This is a genomic window from Rhizobium leguminosarum bv. viciae USDA 2370 (assembly GCF_002008365.1).
GTDB lineage: Bacteria > Pseudomonadota > Alphaproteobacteria > Rhizobiales > Rhizobiaceae > Rhizobium > Rhizobium leguminosarum.
Map to the genome: position 1 here is coordinate 210,891 of NZ_MRDL01000054.1, position 16,954 is coordinate 227,844.

Sequence of the window (16,954 nt, forward strand, 5' to 3'; positions counted from 1 at the left end):
ACGATGAAATTCACGCTCTCCTGGCTGAAAGAGCATCTGGAAACGGATGCCGGCCTCGATGAAATCTGCACGCGCCTGACCGAGATCGGACTGGAGGTCGAGGATGTCGACGACAAGGCGGCATTCAAGCCCTTCGTCATCGCGCGAGTCGTCTCGGCGGAAAAACATCCCCAGGCCGATCGGCTGAAAGTGCTGATGGTCGATATGGGTTCCGGCGCCCCGGTCCAGGTCGTCTGCGGCGCCCCGAATGCGCGCGCCGGTCTCGTCGGCGCCTTTGCAGCGCCCGGAACCTATGTTCCCGGTATCGACGTGACGCTCGCTGTCGGCAATATCCGCGGTGTCGAAAGCCATGGCATGATGTGCTCCGAAAAGGAGCTTGAGATTTCCGACAGTCACGACGGTATCATCGATCTGCCCGAAGATGCGCCGGTCGGCCAGAGTTATGCCGCCTATGCTCATCTCGATGATCCCCTCATCGAGATCAACCTGACGCCCAACCGGCCGGATTGCACCAGCATCCACGGCATCGCCCGTGATCTCGCCGCTTCCGGTCTCGGTACGCTGAAGACGCGGCCCGCACCGTCCTTCGCTGTCGAAGGCGAGACGCCGGTGAAGCTGACGCTCGATCTCGACGACCCGAAGCTTTGCCCGGGTTTTGCGCTCCGCCTCGTGCGCGGCGTCAAGAACGGCCCGAGCCCGCGCTGGATGCAGCAGCGGCTGATCGCCATCGGCCTGCGCCCCATCAACGCGCTTGTTGACGTCACCAATTATATGACCTTCGATCAGGGGCGGCCGATCCACGTCTTCGATGCCGCCAAGATTAAGGGCAACCTGACCGTCCGCCGTGCCGCCGAAGGCGAGACGGTTCTGGCGCTCGACCAGCGCGAATACAAACTCTCGCCGAACAACGTCGTCATCTCCGATGAGGATGGCATCGAATCGATCGGTGGCATCATGGGCGGCGAACATTCCGGCTGCGACGAGAACACCGTCGACGTGTTGATCGAATCCGCCCTCTGGGACCCGATGAACATCGCCAAATCAGGCCGCAGCCTCGGCATCATCACCGATGCCCGCTACCGCTTCGAACGCGGCGTCGATCCGGAATATATGGTCCCCGGTCTCGAACGCACGACGGAACTGGTGCTGGAACTTTGCGGCGGCAAACCCGGCAAGGCCGAGATCGTTGGCTACCAGGGTCATGAACAGAAGATCGTCGATTTCCCCTATTCGGAGGTCAAGCGCCTGACGGGCCTCGACGTCTCGAATGCGGAAAGCAACACGATTCTGACGCGCCTTGGCTTCACGGTCTCCGGTTCCGGCGAGCGGGTCTCCGTCGCCGTTCCCTCCTGGCGTCCCGATGTCGACGGCAAGGCCGATCTCGTCGAAGAGGTCATGCGCATCCACGGCGTCGACAATATCAAGCCGGCGCCGCTCGAAAGTCACGCGGCCGTCAACGGCAAGATCCTGACGACGCTGCAGATCCGCACCCGCCTTGCCAAGCGGGCGCTGGCCGCGCGCGGCATGCTCGAAGCCGTCACCTGGTCCTTCATTCCGGAAGACCAGGCAAAGCTGTTCGGCGGCGGCTCGCCCGCCCTCAAGCTTGCCAACCCGATCGCCGCCGAAATGTCGGATATGCGCCCCTCGCTGCTGCCGGGCCTGCTGTCTGCCGCCCAGCGCAATGCCGATAAGGGGTATGCCGACGTCGCCCTCTTCGAGGTCTCCGGCACCTATGAGAATGATCGGCCGGACGGTCAGCGCCGCGTGGCCGGCGGCATTCGCCGCGGCACGGCCTCGCTTGCCGGCGCCGGTCGCGCCTGGTCGAACGTCGCCAAGGGCGGCGGCAAGCCGGTCGATGTCTTCGACGCCAAGGCCGACGCGCTCGCCGTCATCGAAGCCTGCGGCCTGCCGATGGGCAATATCCAGATCGAGCAGGGTGGGCCGGAATGGTATCATCCCGGCCGCTCCGGCACGATCAAGATCGGGCCGAAGGTCGTGCTCGGCTATTTCGGCGAATTCCATCCGCTGACGCTGGAAGCGCTTGATGTCTCCGGCGCGCTCTGCGGCTTCGAGGTCTATGTCGACGCCATGCCGGACGCCAAGCGCAAGGCGACGCGCACCAAGCCGGCGCTCGAACTGTCGCCTTTCCAGGTGGTCCGGCGCGACTTCGCCTTCGTCGTCGACAAGACGGTGGAAGCCGGCGCGATCGTCAAGGCCGCAACAGGCGCCGACCGCAAGCTGGTGACCGGCGTCAATGTCTTCGACATTTTCGAGGGCGCATCGGTTGGCGAGGGCAAGAAGTCGGTGGCGATCGAGGTGCAGATCCAGCCGGTCGAGCGCACGCTGACGGACGAGGATTTCGAGGCGCTGACGCAGAAGATCGTCGCCAGCGTCACGAAATTCACCGGCGGTGTCCTCAGAAGCTGAGCTTCACCCAGCGTCGTCAAACAATGGACCGGTCGCCAATAGCGGCCGGTCTTTTCACAGATGCAGATGGAAGAGTTTGCCGACGATCGTCCAGCGGCCGTCGATCTTCAGCAGCGAGAGATAATCGGTAAAGCGCATGCCGGCGAAATCGTCGGTGACCTTGACGCTTGCCGCATCGCCCTCGACGTCGACGCTCTGGATATCCATGTAGGGCTGCGTGCCGGGCGGCGCCGGCTCTTCCGCCAGGATCGCGGCGATGAATTCGTCCCGCGTCAGCCATTCGACGGCATTCTCATAATGGCCGATGATCGAGCTTTTCGGGTGAAAGGCCTTTTTCAAGGCTGCCTCATTGGCGAAGGCCATGCCTTCGACATAGAGATGAACCGTCTGTTCGACTGCCTGCCTGTCCGACATATTTTCATCCCGTTCTTCGAGATGGCGTTAGATAGTTTCGCCAGCCCCGAAGGCAAGCCCGGCCGGTTGTGGCCGACCGGGCTTTTCAGGTTCAGATGTTCGTCATGGCAAGCGAGGCGTCCGAATAGCGCTTGCCGGCAACCTGCCCGGCTGGGATGACCTCTTCAAGCCTCGCAAGTTCCGCCGGGCTCAGCACGATATCGGCGGCCGCGGCGTTCTGTTCGAGATGATGAAGCTTGCGGGCGCCGGGGATCGGCACGATGTCGTCGCCCTGGTTCAACACCCAGGCGAGCGCCAGCTGTGCTGTCGTCACGCCTTTCTCGTCGGCAAGCCGCTCGAGCGTCGCGACGAGAGCGGCATTGGCGTCGAAATTTTCCGCCTGGAAACGCGGCACCTGCCGGCGGAAATCGTCCGCGTCGAGATCCTCCGCCTTGCGGATCGCCCCGGTCAGGAAGCCGCGCCCCAGCGGGCTGTAGGGCACGAAGCCGATGCCGAGTTCGCGGCATGTCGCAAGCACCTCCTCCTCGGGATCGCGCGTCCACAGCGAATATTCGCTCTGGAGGGCTGCGATCGGATGGACCGCATGGGCGCGGCGAATGGTGACGCTGCCGGCTTCCGAAAGCCCGAGCGCGCGGACTTTCCCTTCTTTCACCAGCTCTGCCATGACGCCGACCGTCTCTTCGATCGGCACGTTGGGATCGACCCGGTGCTGGTAGAAGAGGTCGATGGTTTCGATGCCGAGGCGTTTCAGCGAGGCCTCGGCCACCACCCGCACGTGCTCGGGGCGGCTGTCGACGCCGGCGATGGCGGCAATACCCGGCTTGCTGGCGTCGATCTTGAAGCCGAATTTGGTGGCGATCACTACGCGGTCGCGGAACGGCTTCAACGCTCTGCCAAGAAGAACCTCGTTGGTAAAGGGACCATAGACTTCGGCGGTGTCGAAGAAGGTCACGCCGAGATCGATGGCGCGATGCAGTGTCTTGATCGATTCCGCGTCGTTGCTGGCGCCATAGGCAAAGCTCATGCCCATGCAGCCAAGACCGACGGCAGAGACGGTCAGATCGTTTCCGAGTTTCCGGGTTTTCATGATGCGCTCCTTGAGCTGATTTTGAACCGCTAACGGATCGTTGCGGTACCGGCAGACCATATCGCTGCGGCATCAATCAGAAAATACATGCAGTTTCTAACAGGTTGTTCTATCATTTCGATCAATGAACAGAACACAGCTCTCACAACTCGCCGTTCTCGCCGCCGTCTCGGAGCATCGCAGCTTCCGGGCCGCGGCGAAGGAACTCCTCGTCGCACCCTCGGCCGTCAGCCATGCGATCTCCAGCCTCGAAGAAAGTCTGGGGGTGCGGCTGCTGGCGCGCACTACCCGCAGCGTCGCGCCAACGGAGGAGGGCCGCCTGCTTCTCGAAAGACTTCGTCCCGCACTCGAGGAGATCGATATTGCCTTGGAGGCCGTCCGCGATACGCGCGGTAAGCCGGCCGGAAACCTGCGCATCACTGCGCCGCGCTTCGCCTCCGATCTCCTGCTCGCCCCGCGCCTCGGCGATTTTCTCAATCTCTATCCCGATATTACCCTGGAGATCGCCAATGAGGATGGCTTCACCGATATCGTCAAGGAGGGTTTCGATGCCGGTATCCGGCTGGAGGAGAGCCTGGAGGCTGATATGATCGCGGTCAGGGTCTCGCCCAATCTGACGACGGTGATCGCCGCTTCGCCCGAATATTTCGAGCATCATCCGAAGCCGGAGCATCCGCGCGATCTCGTCCATCATCGCTGCATCAAGCGGCGCTTCACCAACGGCTCGATCTATCGCTGGGAATTCGAAAAGGACGGGCAGGAACTTGTCGTTTCAGTCGACGGGCCGTTGATCGTCAGCGAGGACCGGCTGGCCCTGCTCGCAGCGCTGAACGGTGCGGGTCTTGCCTATCTCTTCGACATGCGGGTCAATGCCGAACTGGCGAGCGGCAAGCTTGTGCGGGTGCTGGAGGATTGGTGCGCGCCCTATTCCGGGCCGTTTCTCTATTATCCCACCCGGCGGCAGATGCGCCCGGCGCTGCGCGCCTTCATCGATTTCTTCAGATACAGCGCGCAGGATACGGGCGGCCGGTAAGGAATGGGGACCGGGCCGCCCGTTTTTATTAGAGCGCCGTGTGCATCAGGCAGCCTTTGCCTTCTGGTTTGCCGCCGTGGTGGCGAGCTGGGAGAGGGCCTTGTCGGTGGCCGTTTCCTGCTGCAGCGTCTGGTCGAGCAGGCCGACGACCTCCTTCAGACCGAGCGTCGCGGCCCAGGTCTTCAGCGTGCCGTAGCGGGCGATTTCATAATGCTCGACGGCTTGAGCCGCAGAGATCAGGCCGGCATCGAGAGCTGACGTGCCCTTGAATTCCTCCATGATTTCCTCGCCCTCGGCGATGATGCCCTGGATTGCCTCGCAGGTCTTGCCCTGGGCGCGTTTGCCGATCAGCTCGAAAACCTGCTGCAGGCGTTCGACCTGCCCTTCGGTTTCCTCACGGTGTTTTTCGAAGCCCTTCTTCAGTTCCGGGGATTGGGCGGCGCGTGCCATCTTCGGCAGCGCGCGCAATATCTGCCGTTCGGCAAAGTAGATGTCCTTGAGGGTGTCGTAGAAGAGATCTTCCAACGTCTTTTCCTTGGCCATTTTCTCGATCCTTGTTCTGGGGAAAACCGCGAATGCGGCGACACATTAAGAAGAGAAGACCGCGCTAATTGTTCCCGATCGATTTCGGGTGGACTGGAAATCGGTGCCGGGCGATGATTCCTGCCGTCGATGTGGGAGGTAAAGTCATGCGAAAGCCGAATTCGATGAAGGGTCTGGAGGACCTTGGCCGCGTGCGGCTGTCGCAAAACTTCTTCCTCCGCGATTTCCTGCATTCCGAAATCGCCGATTTTTACCGCATCCCCAATATCCCCGAGGATCCCGATCTGGCGATCGAGGCGGGCAAGAGGCTCTGCGAGGACTTGCTGGAGCCGCTAGAGGCAACGTTCGGGCGCCTGCATATCCGCTCCGGCTATCGTTCGCCCGCGGTCAACAGGTTCGGCAATGAGAACAAGCTGAACTGCTCGACCAATGCCGCCACATCAGCGCATCACATCTGGGATATGAGGGACTTTGACGGCTGCATGGGCGCAGCCGTCTGCATTGCCGTGCCATGGATGATCGACCATTACCACGATGAAAGCGACTGGCAGCGGCTCGCCTGGTGGATTCACGACCACCTGCCTTATGCCTCGCTCTGTTTCTTCCCCAAGCTCTGGGCTTTCAATATCCAATGGCACGAACGGCCGAAACGGGTGATCCAGAGTTATATCAGTCCGCGCGGCATCCTGACCAAACCCGGCATGGCCAATTGGGAAGGCGATCATGCCGCCTTTTACGAAGGCTTTCCCCCGCTCAAAAACTGATGCGGTGCTCAGAAGGTGATGCGATAGCGGATATGGCCGTCGCTTTCGACATAGCTGTCGTAGAGCGCCCGCGCCGTTCTGTTCTGCTCGCTCGTATGCCAATAGAGCCGCGACCAGCCCTTGGCTTTGCAGCTTGAAACGAGATCGTCCATCAGTGCCCGCCCGACGCCTTTGCCGCGCGCTTCGGCATCGACGAACAGGTCTTCGAGATAGCAGTCCCTGCCGCGGATCCACGTGCCCTCATGCGTGAGATAGAGCGCAAACCCCATCATCCTGCCGTCGACCTCGGCGACACGCATCGCGATTGCCGACGCCGGATCGAAGACCCGACGCCATGTCTGATCGGTGATATCGGCATCGACCGCGACTTCGTAAAAGGCAAGGTAGGCCGCCCAAAGTTCGCGCCAGCGGGCTTCGTCCTCGGGGCGGGCCTCGCGTATCGTCACGGTCATGGCGTCTCTTTCTTTCAGGCGCCGGCTTGGTCGAGCAGCGCCATCGCGTCATCGGAAGCGCAAGTGTCGCCGATTTCGCCAGGCTTTCAAGCTGCGAAAGGCTGGTCGCGCTGGCGATCGGCGCCGTCACGCCCTTCTTGCGCAGCAGCCAGGCGAGCGAAATTTCCGCGGGCTTGGCGCCGGTCTCGGCAGAAATCTTGTCGAGCGCGGCCAGGATGCGCAGGCCTTTGTCATCGAAATACTTCGAAACCCGGCCCTCGCGCGCGCGGCCTTCCGTATCGGCCTTGCTGCGGTATTTGCCGGTGAGGAAGCCGGCGGCGAGGCTGAAATAGGTGATGACCCCGATGTCTTCCCTGACGCAGAGATCGGCAAGCGGCCCCTCGAAGCTGGCGCGCTCATAGAGATTATATTCCGGCTGCAGCACATCGTAACGCGGCAGGCCGGCCTTCTCGGCAGCGTCGAACGAGGCCTGAAGCAGTTTCGCATCATAGTTCGAGCAGCCGATGGCGCGGATCTTGCCCTGCTGCTTCAGCTTGGCAAAGGCGCCGAGCGTTTCCTCGTGCGGCGTATCGGCATCTGGCCAGTGCGAGAGATAGAGGTCGATATAGTCGGTCTGCAGCCGGCGCAGCGAATCCTCGGCCGCCTTGAGGATATAGCTCTCCTTCAGCGTCTTTCCCTGTCCCATGTCGGAACCGACCTTGGTGACGATGACAGCCTTGTCGCGGGAAACCTTGGCTTGGCTTAGCCAGCGCCCGATGATCTCCTCGGAATCGCCACCCTTGTTGCCCGGAACCCAGGCGGAATAGACATCGGCCGTATCGATCGTGTTCAGGCCCGCATCGAAGAAGGCGTCGAGAATGGCGAAGGATGTTTTCTCGTCGGCCGTCCAGCCGAAGACATTGCCGCCGATGACGATCGGCGCGACCGAAAGACCTGTTTTTCCAAGCCGGCGCATTTCCATAACGCTCTCCAATATGGTGATGTGATTGAAATCGCGGATACGGCAGAACGCCGCCCCGGAGCATGATGCCGAAAAGTGTAAGCGGTTTTCGGATGAACATCATGCTCCAACTATCTGTTCCGGCAGAACCTAGCGCGATCGCGCCATTAGGGAAACCAAACTTCCGTGATTTCAGGTCGCGCCATTGCGCCGCAGCGAAGGCCTGAATATGGTTCGCGGAAATCAGTTGGGAGGCTTGGATCATGCTGCGCTTCGGTATCATTTCAACGGCGAAGATCGGCCGCGACAATGTCGTTCCGGCGATCCAGGATGCGGAGAATTGCGTCGTCACGGCGATTGCCAGCCGTGATCTCACGCGCGCAAGGGAGATGGCCGATCGCTTCTCCGTGCCGCATGCCTTCGGCTCCTACGAGGAGATGCTGGCCTCCGACGTCATCGACGCCGTCTACATCCCGCTGCCGACCTCGCAGCATATCGAATGGTCGATCAAATCAGCCGATGCCGGCAAGCACGTGCTTTGCGAAAAGCCGCTGGCGCTGAAATCAGGCGATATCGACGACGTGATCGCCGCTCGAGACCGCAACCGGGTGGTGGTCACCGAAGCCTATATGATCAACTATTCGCCGGTCTGGCAGAAGGTGCGCTCGTTAATCGATGAGGGCGCGATCGGGTCGCTCCGGCATGTGCAGGGCGCTTTCACCTATTTCAACCGCGACCCTGCCAACATGCGCAACGTTCCCGAACTCGGCGGTGGTGGCCTTCCCGATATCGGCGTCTATCCCGTCATGAGCACGCGTTTTTCCACTGGCAAGGAGCCGCTCTGGATCCAGGCGATCACCGAGCGCGATGCGGATTTCGGCACGGATATCTATTCGAGCGTCAAGGCCGATTTCGGCGATTTCGAGCTGAGCTTCTATATCTCGACGCAGATGGCCAACCGTCAGGTCATGGTCTTTCACGGCACCGAAGGTTACATCGAGGTCAAGTCGCCGTTCAACGCCAATCGCTGGGGCCCGGAAGAGATCGAGCTTGCCGACCGCAGCCACAGGGAATCGCGCATCTTCCGCTTCCAGGACAGCCGCCAGTACAAGCGGCAGGTCGAGGCCTTCGCCCGGGCGGTGACGAACGGCAAGGAAGAGATCGTCACGCTCGAAAATTCGAAGCTGAACCAGAAGGTGATCGACGCGATCTATCGCGCCAGCGAGAAGGACGGCTGGGAGGCAGTCTAGCGCATAACCCCGAAAATCGGGATCGATTTTCGGAAAGGATTATGCGCCAATTTAAAGTGTTAGAGCGTCCTTTGCGCGTCCTTTGGACGCGCGGCGCTCTAATCACTCAGCGCGGAAGACGAAGCGCGAATAGCCGAAAAAGCTGAAGACCATCGAGGCGAGGTTGGCGACCACCATGGCCGCAAGCGGCTGAAGTGCCGGCAGCGACAGCAGAAGGGCGCAATAGAGTCCGTAATTGACCAGCGCTGCCGTCACCCCGACCGAGCCGTAGCGGAAGCCTTCGGCGGCAAGCGAACGGCCGGTGCGATCGAAGGTGAAGCGCCGGTTGAATGCCCAGGTCGCCGCCATGGCGAAGGCGATCGCGACGAGCCGTGCTAGAAACGGCCCGAGCGGCGTCAGATGGAGCAGCGCCGACAGGATGCCGGCATCGACGAGGAAGCCGATGCCGCCGGCAATAGTGAAGCGGATGAGCTTTTTCATGCCGCATCCGCCTTGCCGGGACGGGCGCGCGATACCGGCCCTGCGTCGCTGAGCGGCGCCTTCAGCGCGCTCGGCCTCTCCAGGCCCATATAATGGATACGAAGCTGTTCGGCGCGGGCACGCGCAACGGAATCCAGGATGACGCCGGCGGTAAACAGCATGAAGGATATCATCATCAGCGCCGTCGACAGCACCCAGGTCGGCATGCGGCTGACGAGACCCGTCTCGAAATATTCCGCCAGCACCGGCGCCATGAAGCCGAGGCTCGCCAGCATGAAGGTGGCGCTGATTGCGCTGAAAAAGGCGAAGGGCCGGGTTTCCTTCATCAGCATCGCGAACATCCAGAGGATCTTGCCGCCGTCGCGGAACGTCGAAAGCTTGGAATGCGAGCCTTCCGGCCGGCGGCCGTAGTCGAGCTCCAGCTCGCTGACCGGCAGCTTCAGCCGGGAGGCATGCACGGACATCTCGGTTTCGATCTCGAAGCCGCCTGATACAGCCGGGAAACTCTTGACGAAGCGGCGCGAAAACGCGCGGTAGCCGGAGAAGATATCGGTGAAGTCAGGGCCGAAGATCATCCGGTAGAGCAGGTTGAAAAGCCGGTTTCCAATCGCATGGCCCTGACGGCCGGCATCGTCATGCACGCCGCGGCGAGTGCCGACCACCATGTCGGCGCGCTCCGTCAGCAGCGTGCGCACCAGCTCTTCGGCATCCTCCGGCGCATAGGTGCCGTCACCGTCGGCGATGATGTAGATGTCGGCATCGATATCGGCGAACATGCGGCGCACGACATGGCCCTTGCCCTGGCGCCGCTCGCGCACGACATGCGCGCCGGCAAGCATTGCCTGCAGAGCGGTGCCGTCAGTGGAATTGTTGTCGTAGACATGGATCGCAGCATCGGGCAGCGTCGCCCGAAAGCCCTGGACGACAGGGCCGATCGTCGCCGCTTCATTATAGCAGGGAAGCAGGACGGCAATATTCAGATTGTCGGTACGCGATCGGGCCATGACTCTACTCGTTACACTTAAAGCCGCGCCCAGCCTAAATCACGCGCCGTTAATAAGACCCTATGACGCAGGCAAAATCGGCAGCTGCCACAAACGGCTTTACACTTTCTTGATCGGCGGCGGCTAAGCTTCGCTATCTGGAAACGAACCGCTAACCACAATGAACGCTGTGCAGCCGATCGCCCATGCATCCCCCGTGACCGACGCCCCCAGGGGCGGGGCACGCGGCCTGCTGACGCGTCTCTGGCCAACCGTCATCGCCTATAGCGTCATCCTTGCCGCCGCCATCCTCATCACCAAGCTTTCCGGTGCCACCGATTACGTCGGCCCCGACAATGACGACGGAATGCGTCTCGTCGAAGTTCGCGATTTTCTGGCTGGGCAGGGCTGGTTCGATCTGATGCAATACCGTCTCGGCCTCGACGGCGGCACGCTGATGCACTGGTCGCGGCTGATCGACCTGCCGATCGCCTCGCTGATCTGGTTCTTCGGCCTGTTTGTACCCCATGAGACGGCCGAGGCGCTGGCGCTCGGCGTCTGGCCGGTATCGCTCATCCTGCCCGCTATGCTCGCCATGGCGGTTGCCGGTCGGCGCATCGGCGGCGTTGCCGCCATGCACATCAGTCTCGGCTTGACCGGTCTTGCGATCTACACCGGAAACCGTTTCGCGCCGGGCGCCATCGATCATCACAATGCGCAGCTGGCTTTGGTCGCGACGATGATCGCGATGCTGCTGGATCCCGAGCGTCGCGCCTGGAGTTATGCGGTCGCCGGCATCGCTGCAGCGGTTGCCATCGCCATCGGCGCCGAGACGACACCTTTCGTCGCCGCGGTCTGCCTGACCATTGCCCTGCTCTGGGCATGGGAGGGCGAAGATTTCGCTGCCGCCGCGAGGGCCTTCGGGCTGGCGCTGGCGATTGCGATCAGCATCCTCTTCTTCGCAACAGTGCCGCCCCGGCTTTATTCGATGGTCACCTGCGACAATCTCTCGCTCGGCTATTACAGCCTGGCGGCGATCGGCGGCGGGTTGCTGTTGTTTTCGGCGGTTTTTGCCAGCCGCCTGCGCCGGCCCCTGCGCTTTGCCGCGCTCGCCGTCGTCGGCGCCGGTGTTTTCGGTTCGGCGATCGTGATTGCACCGCAATGCCTGAGCGATCCGCTGGCCAGTCTCGATCCGATGCTGGTCGAGCTCTGGCTGAGGAATGTATCGGAAGCGCAGTCGTTTTTCGTTCTCGGGCGCACCGATCCCTTCTCGATCGGTGGCTTCTATGCGGCCGGCCTGTTCGGTATCGCCGTCTGCATCTTCCGCATCGTTCAGCGTGACCGCGTGCAGATCCACCTGATCCTGCTCTTCCCGCTGATGACGAGCTGGGCAATCGCACTGGTCCAGGTGCGCGGTTCCACGTTCTCGAACCTGATCTCGATCCTGCCGCTTGCCCTGCTGATCATCGATATCAAGCGCATCTCCAACGGCGACAGCGAGAATGTCGCCGCCGCCTTCATCTATATCGTGACCGCGCTCGCCAGTGCTCCGGCCGCCTGGGCTGTCGGAGGTGGGTTTATCTCGCTGCAAATGGAGAATGCTGCCCAGAAGAAGGCAGCGAAGCCGGCAAAGGAAATTTCCTGCACATCGCAAGCGGCGCTGGCGCCGCTCGCCGGGCTACCGGCCGGACTGATCTCCGCGCCGTCGGAAATGGGCGTGCCGATCCTCCGCTTCACCAAGAACCGGGTTCTCTCCGCGCCCTATCATCGCAATCAGGGCGGCATGCTGACGGAACTGCATATCGGCATGGCGGAGCCGCAGGAGGCGGAAGCCTTCCTCAAGGGGACTGGCGTGACGGCGCTTGCCTTCTGCCCCGGCGACCTGCAGACGCGCGAGATCGCCAAGCTGAAGCCGGATGGGCTCTATGCGCAGCTCGGCACGGGGAATATCCCGCCCTATCTGGAACCGCTTCCGAAGGCGGCCGACGTGGGCGTGCAATTCTTTCGCTATCGGCCGGCGAAGAATTGACGCCCGCAAGTTTCAAGGATGGACTAAAGCATGTCGCGCAAAACTGTGCGGCGGCTTTGCGACAACGACATGCGTTTGAGATAAGGACCTAAAGCGCGAGGAGCAATCTGAACGATCGCGACGCGCTTTCAGTGTGAGACACGCGTGGCGCGACGGAGGCGCTGATTGGCAAAGAGCCCGAGCACGAAGAGCATGAGGCCGCCATTATAGCCGAGCACGGCATAGACGAACGCCAGAATGGACACTGGGCCGGGCGAGGTTATCGCCGCCAGCGCGAATGTCATTCCGATCAACGCGGCGACCAACGCGATCACGCCAGCCGAGCGCATTTGCCCGGCGCTGATGCCCAATGCTGCTGCTGTGAGAATAATCATTTCAGCACCTTCCCAGAGATAACGAGGGGAAGCATAGGAAGCGCCAACTAACAAAGATTTACCGGCAGGCTTTGCCGAAAAGCCTTTGTATTGCGGTGGTTAGCAATCCCTTTCATGTGAAACGCATTGTCTAACTATACGTTCCGCAACAAAACAGCTTTACTCGATTTTGTTGTTTGTCCACCTGGTTGCAACGAGTGCATGTGCAGGATGCGTTGAGACGAGCGCGCTCGACGCAACGGCGACGAACCTCCCGCCAACGATTTCAACGGCCGGGAAAACCAAGCCCGCCCCCAATGCCGACCTTCCCGTTTACCGCTGATCGACATACAGCGCCGCGCGTCTTTTCAGACGCGCAAAGGACGCTGTAACATTTTGAATCTACGCATCGTGCTTTCCGAAAATCGATTCTGATTTTCGGGCCGATGCGTTAGAAAGGAGGGATGAGCAACGTCTTCGACAGCGATTCGCCGACCAACCTTGCCGAATATTCGGTTTCGGAGCTTTCCGGCTCGATCAAGCGCACCGTCGAAACCGCCTTTGACCAGGTTCGCGTGCGCGGCGAGATCTCCGGCTATCGTGGGCCGCACTCCTCGGGCCATGCCTATTTCGCGCTGAAGGACGACCGCGCCCGCATCGAGGCCGTCATCTGGAAGGGCACCTTCTCGCGGCTGAAGTTCCGCCCGGAAGAAGGCATGGAGGTCATCGCCACCGGCAAGGTCACCACCTTTCCGGGCTCCTCGAAATATCAGATCGTCATCGAGACGCTGGAACCGGCCGGCGCCGGCGCGCTGATGGCGCTGATCGAGGAGCGCAAACGCAAGCTTGGTGCCGAGGGCCTGTTCGATGCCGCCCGCAAGAAGCGGCTGCCCTTCATGCCCAGCGTAATCGGCGTCGTTACCTCGCCGACCGGCGCCGTGATCCGCGATATCCTTCACCGCATCTCCGATCGTTTTCCCGTGCACGTCCTTGTCTGGCCGGTGAAGGTTCAGGGCGAGGGATCCGGCGAAGAGGTGGCGAACGCCATCCGCGGCTTCAACGCGCTGGAGCCGGCCGGCGCCATTCCGCGCCCGGATGTGCTGATCGTCGCGCGCGGTGGCGGCAGTCTGGAAGATCTCTGGAGCTTCAACGACGAAATCGTTGTGCGCGCGGCGGCCGAAAGCGAAATACCGCTGATCTCGGCCGTCGGCCATGAGACCGACTGGACGCTGATCGACTATGCCGCCGATGTCCGTGCTCCGACGCCGACAGGGGCTGCCGAAATGGCGGTGCCCGTCAAGGCCGAGCTCGAGGCGCAGGCCGCCGCTCTTGCCGCCCGCCTGCAGGGCTGCATGAACCGCCAGATGGATCAGCGCCGCCAGTCGGTGCGCGCCCTGATGCGGGCATTGCCGTCGCTCGATCAGCTTCTCGCCTTGCCGCGCCGGCGTTTCGACGAGGCGGCGACCGGCCTCGGCCGCGGGCTGGAGCTCAACACCATCAACAAGCGCCGCGGCTTCGAGCGCGTCGGCTCGCATCTGCGCCCCGATCTGCTGTCCGGCCGCATCGCCGAGCGCCGCCAGACGCTGAACGAGCGCATGGCCCGGGCCGAGCGCATGGTCGAGCGGCTGATCGACCGCTCGAAATCACGCGTTGACCGCGCCGAAGCAATCCTCGCCTCGCTGCCTGCCCGGATGAAGACCCAGACCGACCGCGGCCGCGAACGCCTTGGCAATCTTTCGCGCCATGCCGATACGGCGATCCGCCACCAGCTGATCCGTGCGCGCGCCGAGCTTTCTTCGCAGGACCGCGTGCTGCAGTCGCTCTCCTATAAAAATGTGCTGAAGCGCGGCTACGCCGTCATTCGCGATGAGGATAACAGGCCGGTCTCGCAGGCTGCTCAACTCTCCGCCGGCATGGGCATCGCCATCGAATTCGCCGACGGTCGTGTCGGCGCCATGACCACGGAAGGCGGCGCACCGCCGGCCGGTGCCAGGAAGCGCAGCGTAAGACCCGCAGAACCGCCGAAGCAGGGAAGCCTGTTCTGACAATGCGGATCCTACTGGTACTTGCCCATCCACTGGAGGACAGTTTCGCCGCCTCGGTGGCGCGAACGGCCCGCGAAGCACTGGAAGCCTCCGGCCATGTCGTCGATCTGCTCGATCTCTACCGAGAAGATTTCGATCCGCGTCTTTCCGAAGCTGAACGCCGCGGCTATTTCGACGTGCCCTATGACACCTCAGCCGTTGCCGATACCGTTGTCCGCCTGAAGGCGGCCGATGGCCTGATCCTCGTCTTTCCGCAATGGTGGTTCAATTTCCCCGCCATTCTCAAGGGTTTCTTCGATCGTGTCTTCGCCCCCGGGGTCGCCTTCAGCCATGACGCCGCTGGCGGCCGTATCGTGCCGCAGCTTACCAATATTAGGCTGCTCTATGCGCTGACGACGACAGGCTCGCCCTGGTGGCTGGTGCGTCTCTATATGGGCGATCCGGTGCGCCGGCTCTTGAAGCGCGGCATCGCCGCCTTCTGCTCGAAGCGGCTGAATTTCAAGATGCTCAGCCTGCACGACATGGACCGCGCCACCGATGCAAAGCGGACGGTGCATCTCGATCGCGTGCGCAAGCTGCTATCGGCGATCCGCTAAAGCAATTCCAGCAAAAATGTGCAGTGGGTTTGCGTTCTAGCGCATGCTGCTGGGGCTGCGCGGTCTCGTCCTGAAGTATGATCCACGTCGCTTCGAAGTGTCACCTGAGGCGTGCGCTCGCGCCAGCCTCATCCTCAGGTACCCCGGAGGGGCCTCGAAGGACGGGACTAGCCGCGCCAGCATTCTGTCAGCCCACGATGATGCCGCTCAGGCCCATTCGCCCTGCCGCATCACCGGAACCCGCGAGCCATCCGGCTTGAGGCCGTCGATATCGACCTTATCGGAGCCGATCATCCAGTCGATATGGATCAGGCTGGAATTACCGCCCTGCGCCTTGATCTGCTCCTGGCTCAGTGTCGCGCCATCGAGGAAGCATTTGGAATAGCACTGGCCGAGCGCGATGTGGCACGAGGCGTTTTCGTCGAACAGCGTGTTGTAGAACAGGATGCCGCTGGCCGAGATCGGCGAGGAATGCGGCACGAGCGCCACTTCGCCGAGCCGGCGTGCGCCCTCGTCGGTATCGAGCACCTTGTTCAAGACCTCTTCACCACGCGAGGCCCTGGCTTCGACGATGCGCCCGCCCTCGAAATGCACCTGGATATTGTCGATCAGCGTGCCCTGGTGCGAAAGCGGCTTGGTGCTCGACACATGGCCTTCGACGCGCAGCGCATGCGGCGTGGTGAAGACTTCTTCGGTCGGGATGTTCGGATTGCAGGTAATGCCGTTCTTGGCGGTGGAAGCGCCGCCATGCCATTCATGCCCGTCGGCAAGGCCGACCGTCAGGTCGGTGCCAGGTCCCTTGAAATGCAGCGAGGCGAAACGCTCGCCGTTCAGCCAGGTGGAGCGCTTGGCAAGATTGGCATTGTGTTCGGTCCAGGCGGCGACCGGATCGCTGACGTCGACGCGCGAGGCGGCAAAGATCGCCTTGGCGAGCTTGGCGATCGCGATCGGCTCCGGATCGTCGGGGAAGACCACCTTGGCCCAGGATGGGTTCGGATAGGAGACGATGTTCCAGTTGATGTCGAAATTCGAGATTTTTTCCAGCGCCGGCTTATAGGCGGTGGAATTGGCGCGATTGGCGCGGCCGACCTTGCCGGCATCCTGCTCGGATAGCAGCATCGGATTGTCGCCGGCGACCGCGAGACGGGCCGCCCCGTTGGCATAGGCCTTGGCCATGCCCTCGTAGAGCCAGCCGGAGGCGCGGTCAAAGCTCTCGTCGCTGCCATATTGATAGCGCGCCAGTGTCGTCTCCTCGTCGGAATAGAAGGCGGAGACCAGCCCTGCGCCGGCCTGATAGGCGTGCTTGGAGATCAGGCGAACCAGCGGCAGCGCCACGACAGGCGCGGTGATCACCAGATCCTGACCTTTCTGCAGTTGCAGCCCGACCTTGATGGCGACTTCCGCAAGCTTTTCCAGCTTGACGGGATCAACGGTGTTCTGGCTCTGGGGCATGAAAGTCATGGTTCAACCTGCCTTCTGTCATCGACGGTGGGAGGCTGGAAGACTTAGACCCGTTTGCGGCGAAAATGAAGCGTATTGCCGCCGAATTGCACGCGGC

The 16,954-nt window shown here is 62.0% G+C and carries 15 protein-coding genes and 1 pseudogene; 7 read left to right on the forward strand and 9 right to left on the reverse strand.

Annotated elements, in window-relative coordinates; translation table 11 throughout:
* The first annotated feature begins 3 nt into the window (after positions 1-3).
* Positions 4-2,427, forward strand: coding sequence for a phenylalanine--tRNA ligase subunit beta (gene pheT, locus BS629_RS32800; RefSeq protein ID WP_018244385.1), 2,424 nt, complete (start codon positions 4-6; stop codon positions 2,425-2,427).
* A gap of 54 nt (positions 2,428-2,481) precedes the next feature.
* On the opposite strand, the gene BS629_RS32805 is transcribed toward pheT, so the two are convergent.
* Both BS629_RS32805 and BS629_RS32810 read right to left on the reverse strand, forming a co-directional pair.
* On the reverse strand, positions 2,482-2,841 hold the full coding sequence (locus tag BS629_RS32805) for a nuclear transport factor 2 family protein (RefSeq protein ID WP_018244386.1): 360 nt from the start codon (positions 2,839-2,841) through the stop codon (positions 2,482-2,484).
* Positions 2,842-2,932: 91 nt separating this feature from the next.
* Positions 2,933-3,928 (reverse strand): aldo/keto reductase, encoded by a 996-nt coding sequence (locus tag BS629_RS32810; protein ID WP_026188580.1) that lies wholly within the window; start codon positions 3,926-3,928, stop codon positions 2,933-2,935.
* Positions 3,929-4,052: 124 nt separating this feature from the next.
* Between BS629_RS32810 and BS629_RS32815 the strand changes: the two genes are divergently transcribed.
* A complete protein-coding gene (locus BS629_RS32815; RefSeq protein WP_018244388.1) occupies positions 4,053-4,961 on the forward strand; it encodes a LysR family transcriptional regulator in 909 nt (302 codons plus the stop codon).
* Between the two features lie 45 nt (positions 4,962-5,006).
* On the opposite strand, the gene BS629_RS32820 is transcribed toward BS629_RS32815, so the two are convergent.
* Positions 5,007-5,504, reverse strand: a complete 498-nt coding sequence (locus BS629_RS32820; RefSeq protein ID WP_018244389.1) for a YciE/YciF ferroxidase family protein — start codon at positions 5,502-5,504, stop codon at positions 5,007-5,009.
* 113 nt (positions 5,505-5,617) lie between these two features.
* Between BS629_RS32820 and BS629_RS32825 the strand changes: the two genes are divergently transcribed.
* Entirely contained in the window at positions 5,618-6,268 is a 651-nt protein-coding gene (locus BS629_RS32825) for a hypothetical protein (protein WP_018244390.1), read from the forward strand.
* An 8-nt stretch (positions 6,269-6,276) separates the two neighbouring features.
* On the opposite strand, the gene BS629_RS32830 is transcribed toward BS629_RS32825, so the two are convergent.
* Positions 6,277-6,720, reverse strand: coding sequence for a GNAT family N-acetyltransferase (locus BS629_RS32830; protein WP_018244391.1), 444 nt, complete (start codon positions 6,718-6,720; stop codon positions 6,277-6,279).
* Positions 6,721-6,734: 14 nt separating this feature from the next.
* Positions 6,735-7,681: pseudogene (locus BS629_RS32835) on the reverse strand (aldo/keto reductase).
* Positions 7,682-7,923: 242 nt separating this feature from the next.
* On the opposite strand from BS629_RS32835, the gene BS629_RS32840 reads away from it, so the two are divergent.
* The gene (locus BS629_RS32840) at positions 7,924-8,910 is read left to right on the forward strand and encodes a Gfo/Idh/MocA family protein (RefSeq protein ID WP_018244392.1); all 987 of its coding nucleotides are present in this window, start codon (positions 7,924-7,926) and stop codon (positions 8,908-8,910) included.
* A gap of 102 nt (positions 8,911-9,012) precedes the next feature.
* Here BS629_RS32840 and BS629_RS32845 read toward each other — a convergent pair whose 3' ends face one another.
* Positions 9,013-9,390, reverse strand: coding sequence for a GtrA family protein (locus tag BS629_RS32845; RefSeq protein ID WP_018244393.1), 378 nt, complete (start codon positions 9,388-9,390; stop codon positions 9,013-9,015).
* A complete protein-coding gene (locus tag BS629_RS32850; RefSeq protein WP_018244394.1) occupies positions 9,387-10,394 on the reverse strand; it encodes a glycosyltransferase in 1,008 nt (335 codons plus the stop codon). Before BS629_RS32850 ends, BS629_RS32845 begins: the two co-directional genes overlap by 4 nt.
* 160 nt (positions 10,395-10,554) lie before the next feature.
* Here BS629_RS32850 and BS629_RS32855 point away from each other — a divergent pair, with 160 nt between their 5' ends.
* Positions 10,555-12,402, forward strand: a complete 1,848-nt coding sequence (locus BS629_RS32855) for a hypothetical protein (RefSeq protein ID WP_018244395.1) — start codon at positions 10,555-10,557, stop codon at positions 12,400-12,402.
* A 128-nt stretch (positions 12,403-12,530) separates the two neighbouring features.
* Here the strand turns inward: BS629_RS32855 and BS629_RS32860 are convergent, their stop codons facing one another.
* A complete protein-coding gene (locus tag BS629_RS32860; protein WP_018244396.1) occupies positions 12,531-12,776 on the reverse strand; it encodes a hypothetical protein in 246 nt (81 codons plus the stop codon).
* Positions 12,777-13,219: 443 nt separating this feature from the next.
* Between BS629_RS32860 and xseA the strand changes: the two genes are divergently transcribed.
* Entirely contained in the window at positions 13,220-14,800 is a 1,581-nt protein-coding gene (xseA, locus tag BS629_RS32870) for an exodeoxyribonuclease VII large subunit (protein ID WP_018244397.1), read from the forward strand.
* A 2-nt stretch (positions 14,801-14,802) separates the two neighbouring features.
* Positions 14,803-15,396 (forward strand): NAD(P)H-dependent oxidoreductase, encoded by a 594-nt coding sequence (locus tag BS629_RS32875; protein WP_018244398.1) that lies wholly within the window; start codon positions 14,803-14,805, stop codon positions 15,394-15,396.
* Between the two features lie 207 nt (positions 15,397-15,603).
* Here the strand turns inward: BS629_RS32875 and BS629_RS32880 are convergent, their stop codons facing one another.
* Positions 15,604-16,857, reverse strand: coding sequence for an aminopeptidase (locus tag BS629_RS32880; RefSeq protein ID WP_018244399.1), 1,254 nt, complete (start codon positions 16,855-16,857; stop codon positions 15,604-15,606).
* Positions 16,858-16,954: the final 97 nt, after the last annotated feature.

What these genes read in the sequence shown, in the direction of transcription:
- pheT (WP_018244385.1), top strand. Translation starts at nt 4, where the DNA reads ATGAAATTCACGCTCTCCTGGCTGAAAGAGCATCTGGAAACGGATGCC.
- BS629_RS32805 (WP_018244386.1), bottom strand. Translation starts at nt 2,841, where the DNA reads ATGTCGGACAGGCAGGCAGTCGAACAGACGGTTCATCTCTATGTCGAA.
- BS629_RS32810 (WP_026188580.1), bottom strand. Translation starts at nt 3,928, where the DNA reads ATGAAAACCCGGAAACTCGGAAACGATCTGACCGTCTCTGCCGTCGGT.
- BS629_RS32815 (WP_018244388.1), top strand. Translation starts at nt 4,053, where the DNA reads ATGAACAGAACACAGCTCTCACAACTCGCCGTTCTCGCCGCCGTCTCG.
- BS629_RS32820 (WP_018244389.1), bottom strand. Translation starts at nt 5,504, where the DNA reads ATGGCCAAGGAAAAGACGTTGGAAGATCTCTTCTACGACACCCTCAAG.
- BS629_RS32825 (WP_018244390.1), top strand. Translation starts at nt 5,618, where the DNA reads ATGATTCCTGCCGTCGATGTGGGAGGTAAAGTCATGCGAAAGCCGAAT.
- BS629_RS32830 (WP_018244391.1), bottom strand. Translation starts at nt 6,720, where the DNA reads ATGACCGTGACGATACGCGAGGCCCGCCCCGAGGACGAAGCCCGCTGG.
- BS629_RS32840 (WP_018244392.1), top strand. Translation starts at nt 7,924, where the DNA reads ATGCTGCGCTTCGGTATCATTTCAACGGCGAAGATCGGCCGCGACAAT.
- BS629_RS32845 (WP_018244393.1), bottom strand. Translation starts at nt 9,390, where the DNA reads ATGAAAAAGCTCATCCGCTTCACTATTGCCGGCGGCATCGGCTTCCTC.
- BS629_RS32850 (WP_018244394.1), bottom strand. Translation starts at nt 10,394, where the DNA reads ATGGCCCGATCGCGTACCGACAATCTGAATATTGCCGTCCTGCTTCCC.
- BS629_RS32855 (WP_018244395.1), top strand. Translation starts at nt 10,555, where the DNA reads ATGAACGCTGTGCAGCCGATCGCCCATGCATCCCCCGTGACCGACGCC.
- BS629_RS32860 (WP_018244396.1), bottom strand. Translation starts at nt 12,776, where the DNA reads ATGATTATTCTCACAGCAGCAGCATTGGGCATCAGCGCCGGGCAAATG.
- xseA (WP_018244397.1), top strand. Translation starts at nt 13,220, where the DNA reads ATGAGCAACGTCTTCGACAGCGATTCGCCGACCAACCTTGCCGAATAT.
- BS629_RS32875 (WP_018244398.1), top strand. Translation starts at nt 14,803, where the DNA reads ATGCGGATCCTACTGGTACTTGCCCATCCACTGGAGGACAGTTTCGCC.
- BS629_RS32880 (WP_018244399.1), bottom strand. Translation starts at nt 16,857, where the DNA reads ATGACTTTCATGCCCCAGAGCCAGAACACCGTTGATCCCGTCAAGCTG.